The organism is Curtobacterium sp. MCPF17_047, assembly GCF_003234045.1.
Lineage (GTDB): Bacteria > Actinomycetota > Actinomycetes > Actinomycetales > Microbacteriaceae > Curtobacterium.
This window is the reverse complement of record NZ_QKSF01000025.1, coordinates 1-15,629: the sequence shown is the minus strand read 5'-3', so window position 1 is coordinate 15,629 and position 15,629 is coordinate 1. Positions and strand designations below refer to the sequence as shown.

The window sequence follows — 15,629 nt, the reverse complement described above, 5'->3', positions numbered from 1 at the left end:
GAGGTGATATCGTCCGTGGTGGCGTCTACGTAGGTCGGGGCGGTGGGGGTGCCGGGCTGGGGGACGTCGACCGGAGCGGCGTCGGGCATGTCAGTCGTGGTCGTTCCTCGTTCGTGGGTGCGGCCGCGGTCGTCGCGGCCACCTCCCAACGTAGGACCTGCGCCCGGGTGCCGGTCCATGATTCACAGGATCGGCCCATCCCGGGCGTGCCGCGACGGCCGGGTCAGCGACGCCGCAGCATCACGACGGCGCCCGCTGCGGCGACGACCATGAGCGCCGCCGCGACGCCCGCCGTCGTCGTCACACCCGAGTCGAAGGCGGCACGGGCCGATTCCAGGAGCGCCTGCCCTGCCGACCCGCCGAGCTGCGTCGCCGCGGTGACGGCACCGCCGAGGGTCTCTCCCGCCGCGGTGTGCGCCGTCGAGGACAGTCCGTCCGGCACGACGACGTGGGCTCGGTAGGCCGTGGCCAGGATCGTGCCGAGGACGGCGGTACCGAGCACGGCGCCGATCTCGTACGCGGTCTCCGAGATCGCCGACGCCGCACCGGACTTGTGTGCCGGGGCGGTCGAGATGATGAGGTCGTTCGTGACGGTCTCGGACGCGCCGATGCCGATGCCGAGCAGCACGAACGCGAACGCCAGCGCGGCGATCGAGGCGTGGTGGCCGAGCACCGCGACGAGGGCGTACGCGGCCGCCGAGAACAGCAGCGACACGGACACGACCCAGCGCGGAGCGACACGGGCGACGACGGGCACCACGGCGAGGCCCGCGATGATCGTCAGCACCGCGCCGGGCACGAGCACCACGCCGCTGGCGAACGGGTCGAGTCCGGCCACGAGCTGCAGGTGCTGGGCGATGAAGAACAGGAACCCGGTGAGCGAGAACATCGCCGCCATGTTCATCAGCACGCTGCCGGTGAACGCGGTGCTGCGGAACAGGCGCATGTCGAGCATCGGCGTGCGGGAGCGCAGCTGACGGCGGACGAACGCGATGCCGCAGAGCACCCCGACGGCGACCATCGCGATCGCCAGACCGCGCTCCTCCGGGTGCACGAGGGACTTGATCGCCCAGACCGTCGGGGCGAGGGCGCCGAGGGACAGCAGCATGCTCGGGACGTCCACCGGCCCGGGCTCCGGGTCGCGGGACTCCGGCACGCAGAACGGCACGGCGACGAGCATCACGACGAGGATCGGCACGGCGACGAGGAAGACGCTGCCCCAGTGGAAGTGCGCGAGCAGCACGCCGCCGACGAGCGGGCCGAGGGCGTTGCCGGCGGCGAACATCGTCGACCAGACCGCGAGCGCCAGCCGTCGTTCGCCGGCGTCGGGGAACACGTTGCGGATGATCGACAGCGTCGCGGGCATGAGCATCGCGCCGAAGACACCCATCGCGAGCCGGGCCGCGACGAGCATCCAGGCCTCGGTGGCGAAGGCCGCCACGGCGGAGAGCAGCGCGAAGCCGGTCGCGCCGACCACCAGGATCCGGCGCCGTCCGATGCGGTCACCGACGCTGCCCATCACGACGAGCAGCCCGGCCAGGACGAGCGGGTACGCGTCGACCATCCAGAGCTGCGTGGTGGCGTCCGGGTGCAGGGCGCGGGAGATCGAGGGCAGCGCGAAGCTCAGGACGGTGTTGTCGACCGAGATGAGCAGCACCGGCAGCATGAGCACCGCGAGCGCGGCGAACCGGGAGCCACGACTGGTGGTGATCCGGGTGGCGACGGGGCTGGTGAGCAGGGCGGACATGGCGGACTCCAGGACTTCGAGCGTGTCGCGCTGGCCACCCGCAGGGGCTGAGCGCAGACGAGACGGGACGCGGAAGTCGTCACGCGCCCCGTCAGGGTCCCGTTAGTGTACCGTCCAGACGGTTGTGGTTGCAAATGCAACCAACGCCAATCGGGAGGCGCGGATCCGGGCCGCCTCGCGCCTCCCGTCCGCCGGTCGGTTGTTCGATCGGCCGGTTGGTCAGCCGCTCACGCTGACTCGCGCACCACCAGCCGGTGCCGGACCACCCGCTCCACAGCCGGGCCGGACCGCGGCAGCGACCCGTCGAGCATGCCGAGCGCCAGGTCCACCGCGTGGCGGGCCACCTCGTCGAGGTCGACCGCGAGCGTGGTGAGGGTCGGCGCGACGAGCGTGCCGAGCGTCAGGCCGTCGATCCCGACCACGCGGACGCGGTCCGGGACCTCGACACCGGCGCGACGGCAGGCGGCGAGCACCCCGAGCGCCATCACGTCGTTGAACGCGACGACCGCGTCGAGACGGGCGTGCCGCGCGAGTGCTGCGGCGGTGCCCGCGGCACCGGCATCGGCGGAGGCAGCCTCGGCGTGCAGGTGCTCGGGCAGGTACCCCCGTCGGCGCAGGGCGTCGAGCAGGAGCGCACCGCGGGTGCTCGGCTCGCCCGGTGCCTCGGCGGAGGGCGGTGCATCGAGGACGAGCGGGTGCTTGACGCCGACCGCCACCAGGTGGTCCGCGAGGCTCTCCACCGCCCCCTCCGGGTCGAGCCGGACGGCACCGCGGGCGGGCGGGCCGTGCGGGTCGAGCTCGACGACCGGCACCGAGCCGAGCCGTTCGATCCACTCCCCAGCGCGGGTACCGAGGGAACCGATGACGACGTCGGTCTGCGCACCGAGGTCCTGCACCGACCGGTCGGAGTCACCGGCGAGACCGACGTCGGCGAGCATCACGTTCCAGCCGCGCGCGGCCGCCAGCCGGAGGACCGCGGCGGCGAGTTCCGGCGAGTACGGGTTCCGGAGGTCGTCGACGAGCAGCCCGAGCTGGTGGGTGCCGCCCGACACGAGCCCCCGCCCGAAGCGGGACGGGCGGTAGTCGAGCTGCTCCGCGGCGGCGAGGACCCGCCCCTTCGTGGCGTCGCTGATCCCCGGCAGGCCGTTCACCGCACGGGTCACGGTCTGCCGGGACACCCCGGCGGCGGCTGCGACGTCGAGGATCGTCGCGCGGCCGCTGGTGCCGGTCAGCTGCGGAGGTCGAGCCATGCCACCTGCTCGGGCGTGAGGTCGACGGTCAGGCCGAGCATCGACGAACGCGCTTCGGCGATGGTCCGCGGGCCGAACAGCGGGAAGGTCGGGAACGGCTGGTGCAGCACGTACGCCAGGGCGATCGCGGTCGCCGGGACGCCGTACTGCCCCCCGAGTTCCTCGGCGCGGCGGAGGCGCTCGAAGTTCGCGTCCGAGTAGTAGCAGCGGACGAGTTCGGCGTCGCTCGTGTCGTCCGGACGGGCCCGACCGGTGAAGAAGCCGCGCGCCTGCGAGGACCACGGCAGCAGCGGGATCTGGCGCTCCTCGAGCCAGCGCTTCGACTCCGGGTCGGTGACGTGCTCGCACCCGGCCCAGGGGACGTCGAGGGCCTCCGCCAGACCGAAGTGGTTGCTGAGCACCTCGAACCCGTGCCTGCCGTTCGCCGCGGCCCAGGCGTTCGCCTCGTCGAACCGGGCGGGGGTCCAGTTCGACCCGCCGAAGACCCGGATGCGCCCGGCGCGGCGGTGTTCGTCGAGGACGTCGACGAACTCCCCCACCGGGATGTCCGGGTTGTCCCGGTGCATCATGTAGACGTCCGCGTAGTCGGTGCCCTGGCGCTCCAGGCTCTCGAGCAGCTGACGGGTGAGTGACTCCGGGTCGCAGTACGGCGTGTGTGCGCCCTTGGTGATGACGACGACGTCCTCGCGGATGCCGCGGTTGCGGACCCAGGCGCCGAAGCGGCCCTCGAGCACGCCTCCGCCGTAGACGTACCCGGTGTCGAAGGCGGTCCCGCCCTGCTCCACGAAGTGGTCGAAGATCGCGCTCGCGTGGGCCAGGTCCGGCTGGTTGTCGACGCCCATCACCAGGCGCGAGACGCGCTTGTCGATGCCGGGCAGCTCGCCGTACGTCATCGGGGCGTCGGGCGCGACGGTGAGCGGGCGGCCGCTGACCGTGGGGATGTCGGCGGTCTCGGCCTCGAACGGGTAGCGCAGGCCGATCGCGGCGCGCCAGCGGTCGAGGGTGCGGGCGGCGGCCAGGCTCTCGTCGGTGGTCATCTGCGGCGCGTCGACCCGGCCGGCGCGCAGGGCGTCGATGGTGGCGTCGGCCTCCAGCCCGTAGGGGGCGGCACCGGCGAAGGACGTCTCGGCAGGTGGGGCGTCGACGGTCCGGACCTCGATGACCGGGTCGCCGCCGATGGTCCACGGGTCGCGGAGCACGATCGTGCCGCGGGTGCCGTGCACGACGACCGCGTTCGTGTCCTCGACGCGGACGCCGGTCCGGAGGCTCGCGGTGATGCCCGACGCGTACGTCGCGCTGGCGACGGTCCATTCGTCGACGCCCGTCGGACCGAGCGTCCCGACGGCGTGCAGCTCGACGGGTTCGGCGACCGCGACCCCGGTCGCGGCCTGCACGACCGCCGCGGTCATGGTGACCGGGTAGCAGCCGACGTCGAGGATCCCGCCGCCGGCGGTCTCGACGTCGAAGAGCCGGCCGGAGCGCTCCTCGGTGCGGAACGCGAACGACGCGTCGACGTGGGTGACGGTGCCGACCGTGCCGTCGCGGACCAGGTCGAGGAAGGCCGCGGTCTGCGGGTGGAAGCGGTACATGAACGCCTCGACCAACGGCAGTCCGGCCTGTCGTGCGGCGTCGACGAGCACCATCGTCGTGCCGTGGTTCGGCGTGAGTGGCTTCTCGCAGAGCACGGCCTTGCCTGCCCGCAGTGCGGCGAGGACGAGGGCCGCGTGCCCGGTGTGCACGGTCGCGACGTAGACGGCGGACACCCGGGGGTCGGCGAGGACGTCGTCGTAGGTGCCCGCCACCACGTCGGGGAACCCGTGCTCGGCGGCCTCGTCCGCGAAGGCCTGCGCCCGCTCGACCGACGAACTGCCGGCGGCGACGAGTCGGCCGCTGCTCGTCGACAGCTGCGAGAGGAACCGTCGGGCGATCCCCCCGGGGCCGAGGACCGCCCAGCCGGGGGTCGTGTCGTTCGTGGTGGGCGTGGGGGTCGCGGTCTGCGCTGACATGCGGATCCTGTTCGTCGTGAACCTTCACGGTCGCGGCGAGGCTATCCGGTACAGACCCTCGGAACAAGGGACCGTGAACGTTCACGGAACACACTCCCCCCGGCGTGTCCCTAGACTCGTGCGCATGGCCAGTGCTCGCGACCGCGTCCTCGACAGCTTCGTCGCCATCGTGTGCGAGGAGGGCGAACGTCCCGCCACCCTCGACGCCGTCGCCGCGCGCGCCGGTGTCTCCAAGGGCGGACTGCTCTACCACTTCGGTTCCAAGGCCGCCCTGGTCGAGGGACTGTGCGAACGGCTCGCCGACCTGTCCGCCCTGGACATCGAACGGATGCGCGCTGCCGAGGACGGCCCGGCCCGCTACTTCGTCGAGAACTGTCAGTTCGTCGGCAGCGAGCTCGACCTCGCCCTGCTCGCGGCCTCGCGCCTGCAGCAGGCCGGGTACGAAGAGGCCGGCCGGACCCTGGACGAGACCGAGAACGCCTGGCTCGCCACCCTCGTCGACGCGCTGGACGACGTCCCCACCGCGCAGGCGGTCAAGCTCCTCGGCGACGGGCTCTACCACGCGGCGTCGCTCGGGGCCGCGAGCGACGTCCGTCCCGACCGGGCCTCGGTCGACATGGCGGCACTGCTCCAGGTCGTCGACCGCCTGATCGCGACGAAACCGGCCGCGTGAACGGCCGCTCCCGGTCCTGGGGATAGACTGGGCGCGATCCACCCGCTCGATTCCCGGAGGTACCACCGTGGGCCGCGTCCTCGCTGCTGTTTTCTCGATCCTGCTGCTGCTGGTGTCGATGTACCTGTTCGGGTTCGCGTTCCAGGTCGACTCCGGTCAGGCCTTCGTGTTCATCGCCGGTGTGCTGCTGATGAGCCTCTCCTTCTTCCTGCCGATCCACGTGTTCGGCAAGCGGTAGCCACACACCCCCACACGCAGAACGGCCCCGCACCTGACGGTGTGGGGCCGTTCTGCGTCGTACCGGTGCACGACGGTGGACGAACGCCGTCCCGCTACACGGAAGCGCGCAGCCCGCGCAGCGTGACGGCCGTGGCGATCGCCGCGTGCGCGGCCTCGGCGCCCTTGTCCTCCTTCGACCCGGGCAGTCCGGCGCGGTCGATCCCCTGCTGCTCGTCGTCCAGGGTCAGCACGCCGAAGCCGACGGGCTTGCCGGTGTCGATCGCGACCTTCGTCAGCCCGCTCGTCGCCGCGTCCGAGACGTACTCGAAGTGCGGGGTCCCGCCGCGGATGATCACGCCGAGGGCGACCGCTGCGTCGAAGCCGGACTCGAGGGCGGCCTTCGCGACCACCGGGAGCTCGAAGCTACCCGGGACGGGGACGACCTGCGCGGTGGCACCGAGGCGTTCGATCTCGCGCTGCGCCCCTGCGAGCAGTCCGTTCGCGATGACGTCGTGCCACTGTCCGGCGATGACCGCGACCCGGATGCCGCTGCCGTCGACGAGCTCGCGCTCCGCCGCTCCTGCTCCGCTCATGCGTGTGTCCCTTCGGTGTGGGCGACGTCCGTCGCCCGGTCGGCTGCGTCGAGCCAGACGGCCAACGCGGCGATGGTGATGACGGGCACGCCCTCGCGTGCCCCGAGTCCGACGAGTTCCGGCAGGCGCATCATGCCGCCGTGCTCGTCGACGATCTCGCAGATCGCCGCCGCGGGCCGGAGTCCGGCGGCGGTGACGAGGTCGATCGCGGCTTCGGTGTGCCCCGCGCGCTCCCGGACGCCACCCGGGCGTGCCCGCAACGGGACGACGTGTCCCGGTCGGTGCAGGTCCTCGCGGACCGAACCCGGGTCGGCGAGGACCCGGAGCGTCCGTGCGCGGTCGTGGGCACTGATGCCGGTCGTGACGCCGACGGCCGCATCGACCGTGACGGTGTAGGCGGTGCCGCGGACGTCCTCGTTGTGCTGGACCATCGGCGGCAGGTCGAGGGCGTCGGCGATCTCGGCGCTGACCGGCGCGCAGATGAACCCGGACGAGTGCGCGACCGTCCACGCGATCCACTCCGGCGTCGCGAGTTCCGCGGAGAGGACGACGTCGCCCTCGTTCTCGCGGTGCTCGTCGTCGGCCACGATGACCGGACGGCCGGCGGCGATGGCGACGATCGCCTGCTCGACCGAGGACAGGCCGGGGTCGTCGGCGAGGGTCGGCACGACGGGAGCGGTGTCGGCGACCATCAGCGGGCCTCCGCCCAGACCGGAGCACCGGCAGCACCGGCAGCAGCGGCAGCAGCGTCGAGCCGCAGCATCCGGCGGACGTGCCGGGCCAGGACGTCGGTCTCGATGTTGACGCGGTCCCCCGGCACCCGTGCACCGAGCGTCGTGGCGGCCAGGGTCTCCGGGATGAGGCTGACCTCGAACCAGGCGGCGTCCGGTGCGACGGACTCCGGCGACACCGCGCTGACGGTCAGCGAGACACCGTCGATCGCGATCGAGCCCTTGTCGACCACGAGCGGGCCGAGTTCCGGCGTCAGCGTGAACCGCACCCGCCGCCAGCCGTCCCCGTCGTCGGTGAGGAGGACGGTCGCGGTGCCGTCGATGTGACCCTGCACGATGTGACCGCCGAGCCGGTCCCCGACCGAGGCCGCACGCTCCAGGTTCACCCGGTCACCGGCCCGCAACGACCCGTGCGCGCTCATGTCGAGGGTCTGCTTCATGACGAACGCCGTGAAGGTCTCCGGGCTCTGCTCGACGACGGTCAGGCAGACGCCCGAGACCGAGATGGAGTCGCCGTGCTGCGCGTCGGAGACGACGAGCGGGCCACGGACGGTGAGCGCGACGGAGTCGCCTCGTTCGTCGACGGCGGTGACGGTGCCGAGTTCCTCGATGATGCCGGTGAACACTGGTGTCCTCTCAACGGGACTCCGGGTGCGCGCGACGGTCGTCGGCGGACGGCAGGCGGGATCGCGGAACGACCATCACCTTCCGTCAGCGCTTCCTCCCGTCCGGACTCTCACCGTCGGTCCTGGGATTGCACCAGGTCAACCCCGCACCGGGCGGACCCGGCGCGGCGCTCGTGGACTGTCACCACCGGTTCGGACTTGCACCGACCCCGGAGCGCTTGCGTGTCACCGACGATACCCCAGCACCCCGACCGTCGTGGGCGGATGGTCCGCCGGGCGTCACGCGGCGTCTCGGGGGTGCACCGGGCCTCCCGTCCGGCGGCTCAGCCGCGTCCGCGGACCAGTGCCAACGCCTGCCGGAGCGACAGGTCGGGCAGGTAGGCGCGGACCACCGCGACGCCGATGGCGGGCAGCGCGACCGGGTCCGGGTAGGCGAGGACGAGCGGTTCGAGTCCCGGGCCGAACTTCCGCTTGAACCGGAGCAGCGACCGGAACCCGTAGACCGGCTCGAGGACGCCGCCGACGAGTTCGAGCAGGGTCTCGACGCCGTCCCCGGTGGTTGCGCCACCGGACGTGCGGGCGAGCGGCGCGGCGGAGAGGCCGAGTCGTTCGACGCCCTGGTCGCGCATCACCTCGGCAGCGGAGGCCACCAGGAACTCCATCACGCCGTTCGGGGCGTCGCTCCGGCGCCGCATGACGTCGAGCGTCCAGCCGACCACGCGGCCCGCACGGTGGGACGGCAACCAGCTCGTGACCCCGAGGACCGTGCCCTCGGCGTCCTGCGCGACGAGGGTCCGGACGGCCGGGTCCCGCATCTCGTCGAGGCTGCCGAGCGTGAAGCCCATCTCGGGGAGTTCACGATCGGCGACCCATTCCTCGGAGATGGCCTCGATCTGCCGGGTGGTCGCCACGGGCAGGTCCTGCCACGACGACCAGGTGGCGGTGAACCCGGAGCGACGGGCCTTGTTGACGGCGGTGCGGACGTCCTGCTTCCGGCTGCCGCTCGTGGTCCAGGCACGCGGGTCGAACGCGGCGTCCTCGGCGACCGGCAGGGTGCGCCAGCCGAGCCGGGTGAGGGCCGCGGCGCTGGTCGTGTCGATGCCGTGGAAGACCGCCGTCCAGCCGTTGTCGTCGCAGTACCGGGCGAACTCGGTGAGCGCCGGTCCTCGCGCGTCCGGCCAGCCGAACGGGCCGAGGGCGACCGCGACGGCACCGGTCCGTCGGTAGGCGACGCCGGCGCGACCGTCCGCGCTGAACCAGTGCGCGCTGCCCGGCCACGTCGCCATCCAGCCGAAGGTGTCGCCGCCACCCGCCACGAGCAGCGCGCGGGCACGCTCACGGTCCGCGGCGGACACGTCGGAGTCGGCTGCGCCGGGCGTCGCACCGGCGGGACGGATCGCGGCGACGGCCACGACGGCCCACAGCAGCGGGCCGACGAGGCCCAGCACCGTCCGGAGACCGGGGTCCCGGATCGGCAGGTCACGGTGGTGCAGGACCGGTGACAGCGGTCCGAGGACGGCGACGACCAGGCCGAGCGGGTCGTGCACCCGCACCGGTGACGCGTCGGCGACGACGAAGACGACCGTCGCCAGGACAGCGGCCGCGACCAGGACCGTCACGCTGAAGGTGACGACGCGGCTCCGGGCGACCGCGACCGTGAACGACCGCCGCAGCAGCAGCAGGACGAGCCCGGTGAGGAGCGGGACCGCGATCGACGCGGCGATCGACAGGACCACGACGACGTCGTCCTCGGACCCGCGGAGTTGCTCGACCCGACCGGGCACGTGGGTGTAGGTCACGGCGGCGGCGATCCCGGTGACGGTGTCGACCACCACGACGAGCCACACCGCGAAGCGGCTGCCACGGAACAGGCCGACCGCCCCGACGACGAGCACGAGCAGTGGTGCGATCGCGAGCAGCAGGGACCAGGGGTCCGTCGCACGGAAGGTCAGCAGGCGGTGCAGGCACTCCCCGGCGACGCCGTCGGCGCGACAGGCGGAGGGCTGGTCCGCCGGGCCCATCCCGACGACCGCGGCGAGCGGCGCGAGCAGACCGACCCGGGCGCGCGACACCAGCGCGATCACCGGTCCGACCGCCGACACCAGGACGACCGTCCCGAGCAGCACCCGGGTCTCGCGGTGGGAGCTGCGGGTCCAGCCGGTGCGCTTCGGGGTGCGTCGGAACACCTCGCCGAGTCCCCAGCCGGCGGCCGTGGCGACGACGGCGGAGAGGTCGGCGGTGTGTCCGGCGTAGAGGAAGAGCGTGAGGACGACCGCCAGCGCGTTGACCCGGATCCGACGACGCCAGAGCGGGCCGGCGAAGGCACTCGCCGTGGTGACCGTCCCCAGGATCGCCGTCCACGGGTCGAGGCCCTCGGCCCCGGAGAGCAGGGCGGCACCACGGTGCCCGTCCGGGTCGACGAGGCCGACGACGGCTGCGGCCGCCGCCCCGATGACGCTCGTCGCCAGGAAGGCGGAGACGGTGCGCCGCGAGCCCATCAGCCGTTCGGAGGCTCCGACCAGCACGACGACACCGGCGAGCGTCAGGACCAGCGCGAGGACACCGGTGGTGACGGCGAACACCCGGAAGGGCACGAGGGCGTCCGGCACCTGTCGGCCCTGGGCGAACCGCAGCGACGCGGCGGTGATCGACGCCAGCAGCACCAGGACCAGGACGACGGCCGTGACCGGCTGTCGCGTGACGGCGTGCCGGACCGACCGGGAGGCCCGCCCCACGTCACGCAGGACGCGCGCGGCGGCCGCGTGGCCGACCTCCTGCGGCGGGGCCGCGGGCTGCTCCGGAGCGGCGGTGTCGGGTGCGCCCTTCGCGGTCATCGACGGATCCCGTCCACGGGCAGTCCGAGGTGGGCGATCACGGTGGGGAGGCCGTGGCCCAGGACGTACCGGACGGTGTTCCAGTCGTGGGCCGAGCCGGGCGAGACGATGAGGGTGGTCGCGATCCCGGCGCGTTCCGACGCGGCGCGGAGCGCGAGCGTCGAGGCCTCGTAGGGAGCGTCGTCCTCGCCGTAGCCGAACACGGTGAGGTGGTCGTGGTACGGCGTGTGGGCGGCGAGCAGGGCCTCCGGGGTGGCCCGGAGGTAGGCCGGACGGGAGCCGCCGAACCCGACCGCGATCGTGTGCTCGAGGTCGCCGTTCGCCGGGGCGAGCTCGCTGGAGATCGCGAGGGTGGTGCCGAACACCTCGGGGTACGCGCTCGAGAACTGCACGGCGCAGGTCGCCCCCTGCGAGAAGCCGCCGATGCCCCACGCCGCGCTGCCCGAGGCCACGTCGAGGTGCTCGTGGATCCACCGGACCGTGTCGGTCATCACGTAGGTCGCACTCCGCCCGAGACGACGGCTGTCGACGCACATCGGGTTGTGGCCCGGAGCCCCCAGTTGGTCGGGCGAGACGACGATCGGCGCGATGCCGTGGTGCGCCGCGGCGTAGTGGTCGAGGAAGGACCCGAGCCGGCCGGTCTGGAACATGTCGGCCGGCTGCCCGGGCTGCCCGGAGAGCGCGACGAGGACCGGCAGGGTCGGCGGGTCCGCGACCTGCGCGGCCGGCGGCAGCCAGACGACGGCGGGGCGGGCGTGGAAGTGCGAGACCGTCGCGGGGATGCGGACCGCGATGGTGCGGCCACGATCGGGCATCCCCTCCGGTGCGGTCCACGTCGCCGCGTCGACGACCCGTGCGCCGGGCCTGGCCGCGTGCTGGTGGTCCAGGGTGCCGATCGGGTAGGGGTTCGGCGTGACGGCCTCGCCGATGGTCCGGTACGCCCCGAAGTCGACGTTGATGCCGAGGCCCGCGGTGAGGGCGACCGCGAGGGCAGCTCCGAGCCCGACGATCCGGCGACCGTTGCCGCCCTGGACCAGGACGACCAGGAACAGGAGGACGGCGGCCACCGTGAACGCGACCCACATGCGCGTGACGGCCGTGAAGGACACGCCGAAGCGGTCCTGGACGTCACCGAACCACCAGACGGCGACCAGGCCGATGCCGGCGCCGACCGCGATCGCCGCGATCCGGACGAGCACGGCCGGGACGCCTCGGTCCCGCCGTCGCCTCACCGGGTGGTCGGTCGCGCCGGCGTCCTTCGCCCGACCGCGCGGTCCGAAGACCGTCACGAGGACGAGGACGACGGCGACCACGTCCACCGGCACGAGCACGGCCGGGAGGACGATCGGGAGCTGGAGCACGTCGGATGGCACGGGTTCATCGTGCTGCCGTCCAGCTGACGCACAGCCACTGGTCGGCTGCCGCTGTGTTCAGCAAGGGCCGACGCTCGCCCAGGAGGCGCACAGCACTCCCCCAGGACGAGTCCTGGTCACGACTCGTCACCGCGGGTCCGCCCCTTTGGAACCAGGGCGGCCGGGCCAGCTCGTCCGGGTCGGGCTCGGCCGGGCAGGCGGCTGCGGAGCCCCGGGGATCCCGGTGCTCCGCAGCCGTTCAGCGGTTCGGCGTCAGTGGCGGCGCCGCAGGGACATCGTCCCGAGACCGGCCAGGAGCAGCAGCAGTGCTGCGAGGGCCGGGAGGACCGGCCGGTCCGCTCCCGTGTAGGCGAGCGTGCCGGTGGTACCGGTGGCCGTGCGGGTCGTGCTGACCCCGCTGCCCGTCGACGTGGAGTCGACCGCGGTGGCTGCGGCACGGGGCGTGACCTCTGCCACCGGGGTGACCAGCGCGGCCGGGGTGGCCGGGACGGTCGTGGCCGGGGTGGCCGTGGCCGGGGTGGTGACCGGGGTGGTGGTACCGGGAGTCGTACCCGTCTCGGGGGTGACTCCGGTGCCGGGGCCCGTGGTGCCCGGCGTCGTGGTGCCCGGGTCGGTCGTGCCCGGCGTCGTGGTACCCGGGTCGGTCGTGCCCGGCGTCGTGGTGCCCGGGTCGGTCGTGCCCGGCGTCGTGGTGCCCGGGGTGCTGCTGGAACCGTCGCCGATGACGCCGACGCCGTTCCCACCGACGGTGACCGGGATGGTGATCACCGGGATGATCTGCGTGCCGGAGCCGATGCCGCCCTCACCCGAGGTCGTGCCACCCGAAGCCGGCGTCGTGCCGGTGCTCGTGCCGGAGCCGGTGGTCGAGCCACCGGTGCTCGTGCCGTCACCGATCACACCGATGCCGTTCCCACCGATCGTGACCGGGATGGTGATCACCGGGATGACCTGCGTGCCGGAACCGACACCGTCCTCACCCGAGGTCGTGCCCCCGCCGACGGGCGTCGTGCCGGTGCTCGTGCCGGAGCCGGTGGTCGACCCACCGGTGCTCGTGCCGTCACCGATCACACCGATGCCGTTCCCACCGATCGTGACCGGGACGTCGATCACCGGGATGACCTGCGTGCCGGAACCGACACCGTCCTCACCCGAGGTCGTGCCCCCGCCGACGGGCGTCGTGCCGGTGCTCGTGCCGGAGCCGGTGGTCGAGCCACCGGTGCTCGTGCCGTCACCGACCACACCGATGCCGTTCCCACCGATCGTGACCGGGATCGACACCACGGGAGCGACCTGGGTGCCGGAACCGACACCGTCCTCCCCCGAGGTCGTCCCGCCCGAGGCCGGAGCGGTACCGGTCCCCGTTCCGGTGGTCGAGCCGCCGGTGCTGGTGCCGTCACCGAGGACCCCGATGCCGTTGCCGGTCACCGTGATCGGCACGGAGACGGTGCCGAGGAGCTGTGTCCCCGAGATCAGACCGTCGGAGCCCGACGTCGTCGGGGAGGGCGCGCCTCCCGTCGAGCCGGAACCGACCGGCGTGCCGGAAGTCGACGGACCGGCGGTCGCGGCACCGTCCCCGAGGAGCCCGATGCCGTTGCCCGACACCGTGACCGGGATCGAGACGTCCGGCAGGACCTGTGTGCCGGACAGCAGGCCGTCCGCGCCCGAGGTGGTTGCGGCCGTTGCTGCCGGAGCCGCAGTGGCCGGCGCGGAGGCCGGAGCCGCCGTGCTCGAGCCGGTGCTGGCGGCGTCCCCGGCGACGGCGACGGCGTTGCCGCCGACGGTCACCGGGAGGTCGACGTCGCCCGCGACCTGGGTGCCGGAGAGGACGCCGTCCTCGCCACTGGTCGTCGGAGCCGGAACAACAGGAGCAGCCGGTGCAGCAGGAGCTGGTGCGGGCGCCGCCGGTGCCGCTGGTGCGGGAGCAGCCGTCGCGTCGCCGAGCACGCCGACTGCGTTGCCGGTGACATCCACCGGAGCCGTGACCTCCGGCACCACCTGGGTGCCGGAGGCGACGCCGTCAGCACCGCTGGTCGTCGGCGCGGCGGGTGCCGGCGCAGGGACCGGCGCCGCGGGGGCCGGTGCGGGGACCGGCGCCGCGGGGGCCGGCGCAGCCGCCGGGCTCGTGGCGGTCGAGACCGCGTCGCCGACGATGCCGAAGGCGTTGCGGGTGACGGAGACCGGGGCGTCGACGTTCGGCGCGATCTGGGTCCCGGAGGCGATGCCGTCCGCTCCGGTGGTCGTCGCCGCGTTCGCCGCGACGGCTCCACCGAGCGTCAGCCCGCCCACGCAGAGGGCGAAGAAGAGCCCTCGGGTGACGTTCTTGTTCATGGTCGTTCACTCCTGATCGAGATGGTCGGTCGACCGCACGGGAGCGGTCGGTGGCGCGTCCTGCCGTGGCGGGCAGGTGCGCCGATCTCAATCGGGAGCGACGTCGTGGTCGCCGACGAGCGAGGCCGGGAGGGCGTCGTCGGTGACCGGGCCACGGTGACCCGTGGCGAGGGGGGAGGTCTGTGCGTCGGCACCGACGGTGCCGATCGGGGTCGCGCCGGCCGAGCCGCCCGCGGCGGATCCGCCTGCGGTGCCGCCGGTGGCGCCCTCGAACGGTGCGTGCGTCGGCGCGCCGCCGTCCGGGAGGACGAGGGCCTCGCCGCCGAAGGTCGCGGCAGCGAGGGAGGTCGACGTCGTCACGGCAGCGAGCGGACCGGCGACGATCGCCGAGGTGCTCGCGCGGACGGCGGACGGGGTGGTCGTCGCAGCCGGCTGGTCCGCTGCGCCCGTGATCGGTGCAGCCAGCGCGGCTGCCGGACCGCTGGTCGTCCCCGCGGGTCGCACGGCGGCCGTGGCTGTGGGCGACGCGGGGACCGATCCTGCCGGGACCGTCGGCACGATGGCGCCACCGGTGCCCGGGGTGCCCACCACGGGGACCGAGGGGACGTCGACGACGGGGAGGGAGCCTCCCGGCAGGAGACCGCCACCGACGCCGGGCAGGCCGCCGACGACGTCGGGCACCTCGGCCACGACGCCCGGCACAGCGCCGACGACGTCACCGACCGAGCCGAGGGTGTCGTCCACCACGCCCGTGACGGGCGCCGTGACGGTGCCGAGCGTGTCGTCACCGAGCAGTCCGCCGACGACCGGGAGGCTCCCGACCACCCGGTCGACGACGGCCACGATCGCGGTCACCGGACGGTCACCGGCGATGTCCTGCACGGCTCCGGTGACGGGGTCGAGGACGGTGACGACGGTGTCGGTGACGGGCCGGGAGGCGCCGTTCACGGCCGACACGACGCCGCCGACGAGCGAGGTGCCCGGGCGGGTCGTCGGCGTGGCTGCGGGCGCTCCGGGTGCGTCGGCCGGTGTGGCGCCGGCGTGCGACGGCTGGTCGGCCGCGGTCGGCGCGGGGGCTGCGGCCGGGTCGGTGTGCGTGCTGGCCGGCGCTGCGGTGACCGGGGCCGGCGCAGCCACCGGGACCGCCGGAGTGGCTGCAGGTGCGGAGACCGGAGCGGGGGCTGCGGCGACCGGGGCGGGTGCTGCGGCGGTCGGAGCGGGCGCAACCGGCGCCGGCGCGGCCCGGACG

12 protein-coding genes and 1 riboswitch are annotated in these 15,629 nt (G+C 73.8%); of the genes, 2 read left to right on the top strand and 10 right to left on the bottom strand.

All coding sequences use genetic code 11. The features are described 5' to 3' along the window. Positions 1-223: 223 nt before the first annotated feature. The 3 genes from DEJ33_RS16505 to DEJ33_RS16495 form a co-directional block, all read right to left on the bottom strand. The gene (locus DEJ33_RS16505) at positions 224-1,747 is read right to left on the bottom strand and encodes an MFS transporter (protein WP_111079289.1); all 1,524 of its coding nucleotides are present in this window, start codon (positions 1,745-1,747) and stop codon (positions 224-226) included. Positions 1,748-1,974: 227 nt separating this feature from the next. After that, complete coding sequence (locus DEJ33_RS16500) at positions 1,975-2,997, bottom strand: LacI family DNA-binding transcriptional regulator (RefSeq protein ID WP_111079290.1); 1,023 nt, start codon at positions 2,995-2,997, stop codon at positions 1,975-1,977. After that, on the bottom strand, positions 2,976-5,003 hold the full coding sequence (locus DEJ33_RS16495) for an aldo/keto reductase (protein ID WP_111195548.1): 2,028 nt from the start codon (positions 5,001-5,003) through the stop codon (positions 2,976-2,978). Before DEJ33_RS16495 ends, DEJ33_RS16500 begins: the two co-directional genes overlap by 22 nt. 124 nt (positions 5,004-5,127) lie before the next feature. On the opposite strand from DEJ33_RS16495, the gene DEJ33_RS16490 reads away from it, so the two are divergent. Continuing rightward, a complete protein-coding gene (locus DEJ33_RS16490; RefSeq protein ID WP_110902591.1) occupies positions 5,128-5,676 on the top strand; it encodes a TetR/AcrR family transcriptional regulator in 549 nt (182 codons plus the stop codon). A 67-nt stretch (positions 5,677-5,743) separates the two neighbouring features. Further along, entirely contained in the window at positions 5,744-5,914 is a 171-nt protein-coding gene (locus tag DEJ33_RS17390) for a hypothetical protein (protein ID WP_181421469.1), read from the top strand. A gap of 94 nt (positions 5,915-6,008) precedes the next feature. On the opposite strand, the gene ribH is transcribed toward DEJ33_RS17390, so the two are convergent. The 7 genes from ribH to DEJ33_RS16455 form a co-directional block, all read right to left on the bottom strand. Then, a complete protein-coding gene (gene ribH / locus DEJ33_RS16485) occupies positions 6,009-6,488 on the bottom strand; it encodes a 6,7-dimethyl-8-ribityllumazine synthase (RefSeq protein WP_111079292.1) in 480 nt (159 codons plus the stop codon). Then, positions 6,485-7,180 (bottom strand): 3,4-dihydroxy-2-butanone-4-phosphate synthase, encoded by a 696-nt coding sequence (ribB, locus tag DEJ33_RS16480; protein WP_111079293.1) that lies wholly within the window; start codon positions 7,178-7,180, stop codon positions 6,485-6,487. Before ribB ends, ribH begins: the two co-directional genes overlap by 4 nt. Further along, positions 7,180-7,845: a riboflavin synthase gene (locus tag DEJ33_RS16475; protein ID WP_111079294.1), complete on the bottom strand. Its 666-nt coding sequence runs from the start codon at positions 7,843-7,845 to the stop codon at positions 7,180-7,182. The genes ribB and DEJ33_RS16475 overlap by 1 nt, the downstream gene beginning before the upstream one ends. 86 nt (positions 7,846-7,931) lie before the next feature. Next, a riboswitch (FMN riboswitch) is annotated at positions 7,932-8,065 on the bottom strand. A 103-nt stretch (positions 8,066-8,168) separates the two neighbouring features. Then, positions 8,169-10,679 (bottom strand): DUF2156 domain-containing protein, encoded by a 2,511-nt coding sequence (locus DEJ33_RS16470; RefSeq protein ID WP_111195547.1) that lies wholly within the window; start codon positions 10,677-10,679, stop codon positions 8,169-8,171. Continuing rightward, positions 10,676-12,052: an esterase family protein gene (locus DEJ33_RS16465; protein ID WP_111079296.1), complete on the bottom strand. Its 1,377-nt coding sequence runs from the start codon at positions 12,050-12,052 to the stop codon at positions 10,676-10,678. The genes DEJ33_RS16470 and DEJ33_RS16465 overlap by 4 nt, the downstream gene beginning before the upstream one ends. A 252-nt stretch (positions 12,053-12,304) precedes the next feature. Continuing rightward, a complete protein-coding gene (locus DEJ33_RS16460) occupies positions 12,305-14,380 on the bottom strand; it encodes a cell wall anchor protein (protein WP_111079297.1) in 2,076 nt (691 codons plus the stop codon). A gap of 87 nt (positions 14,381-14,467) precedes the next feature. Continuing rightward, positions 14,468-15,629: hypothetical protein (locus DEJ33_RS16455; RefSeq protein ID WP_220034498.1), on the bottom strand; the 1,162-nt coding region annotated here is incomplete at its 5' end.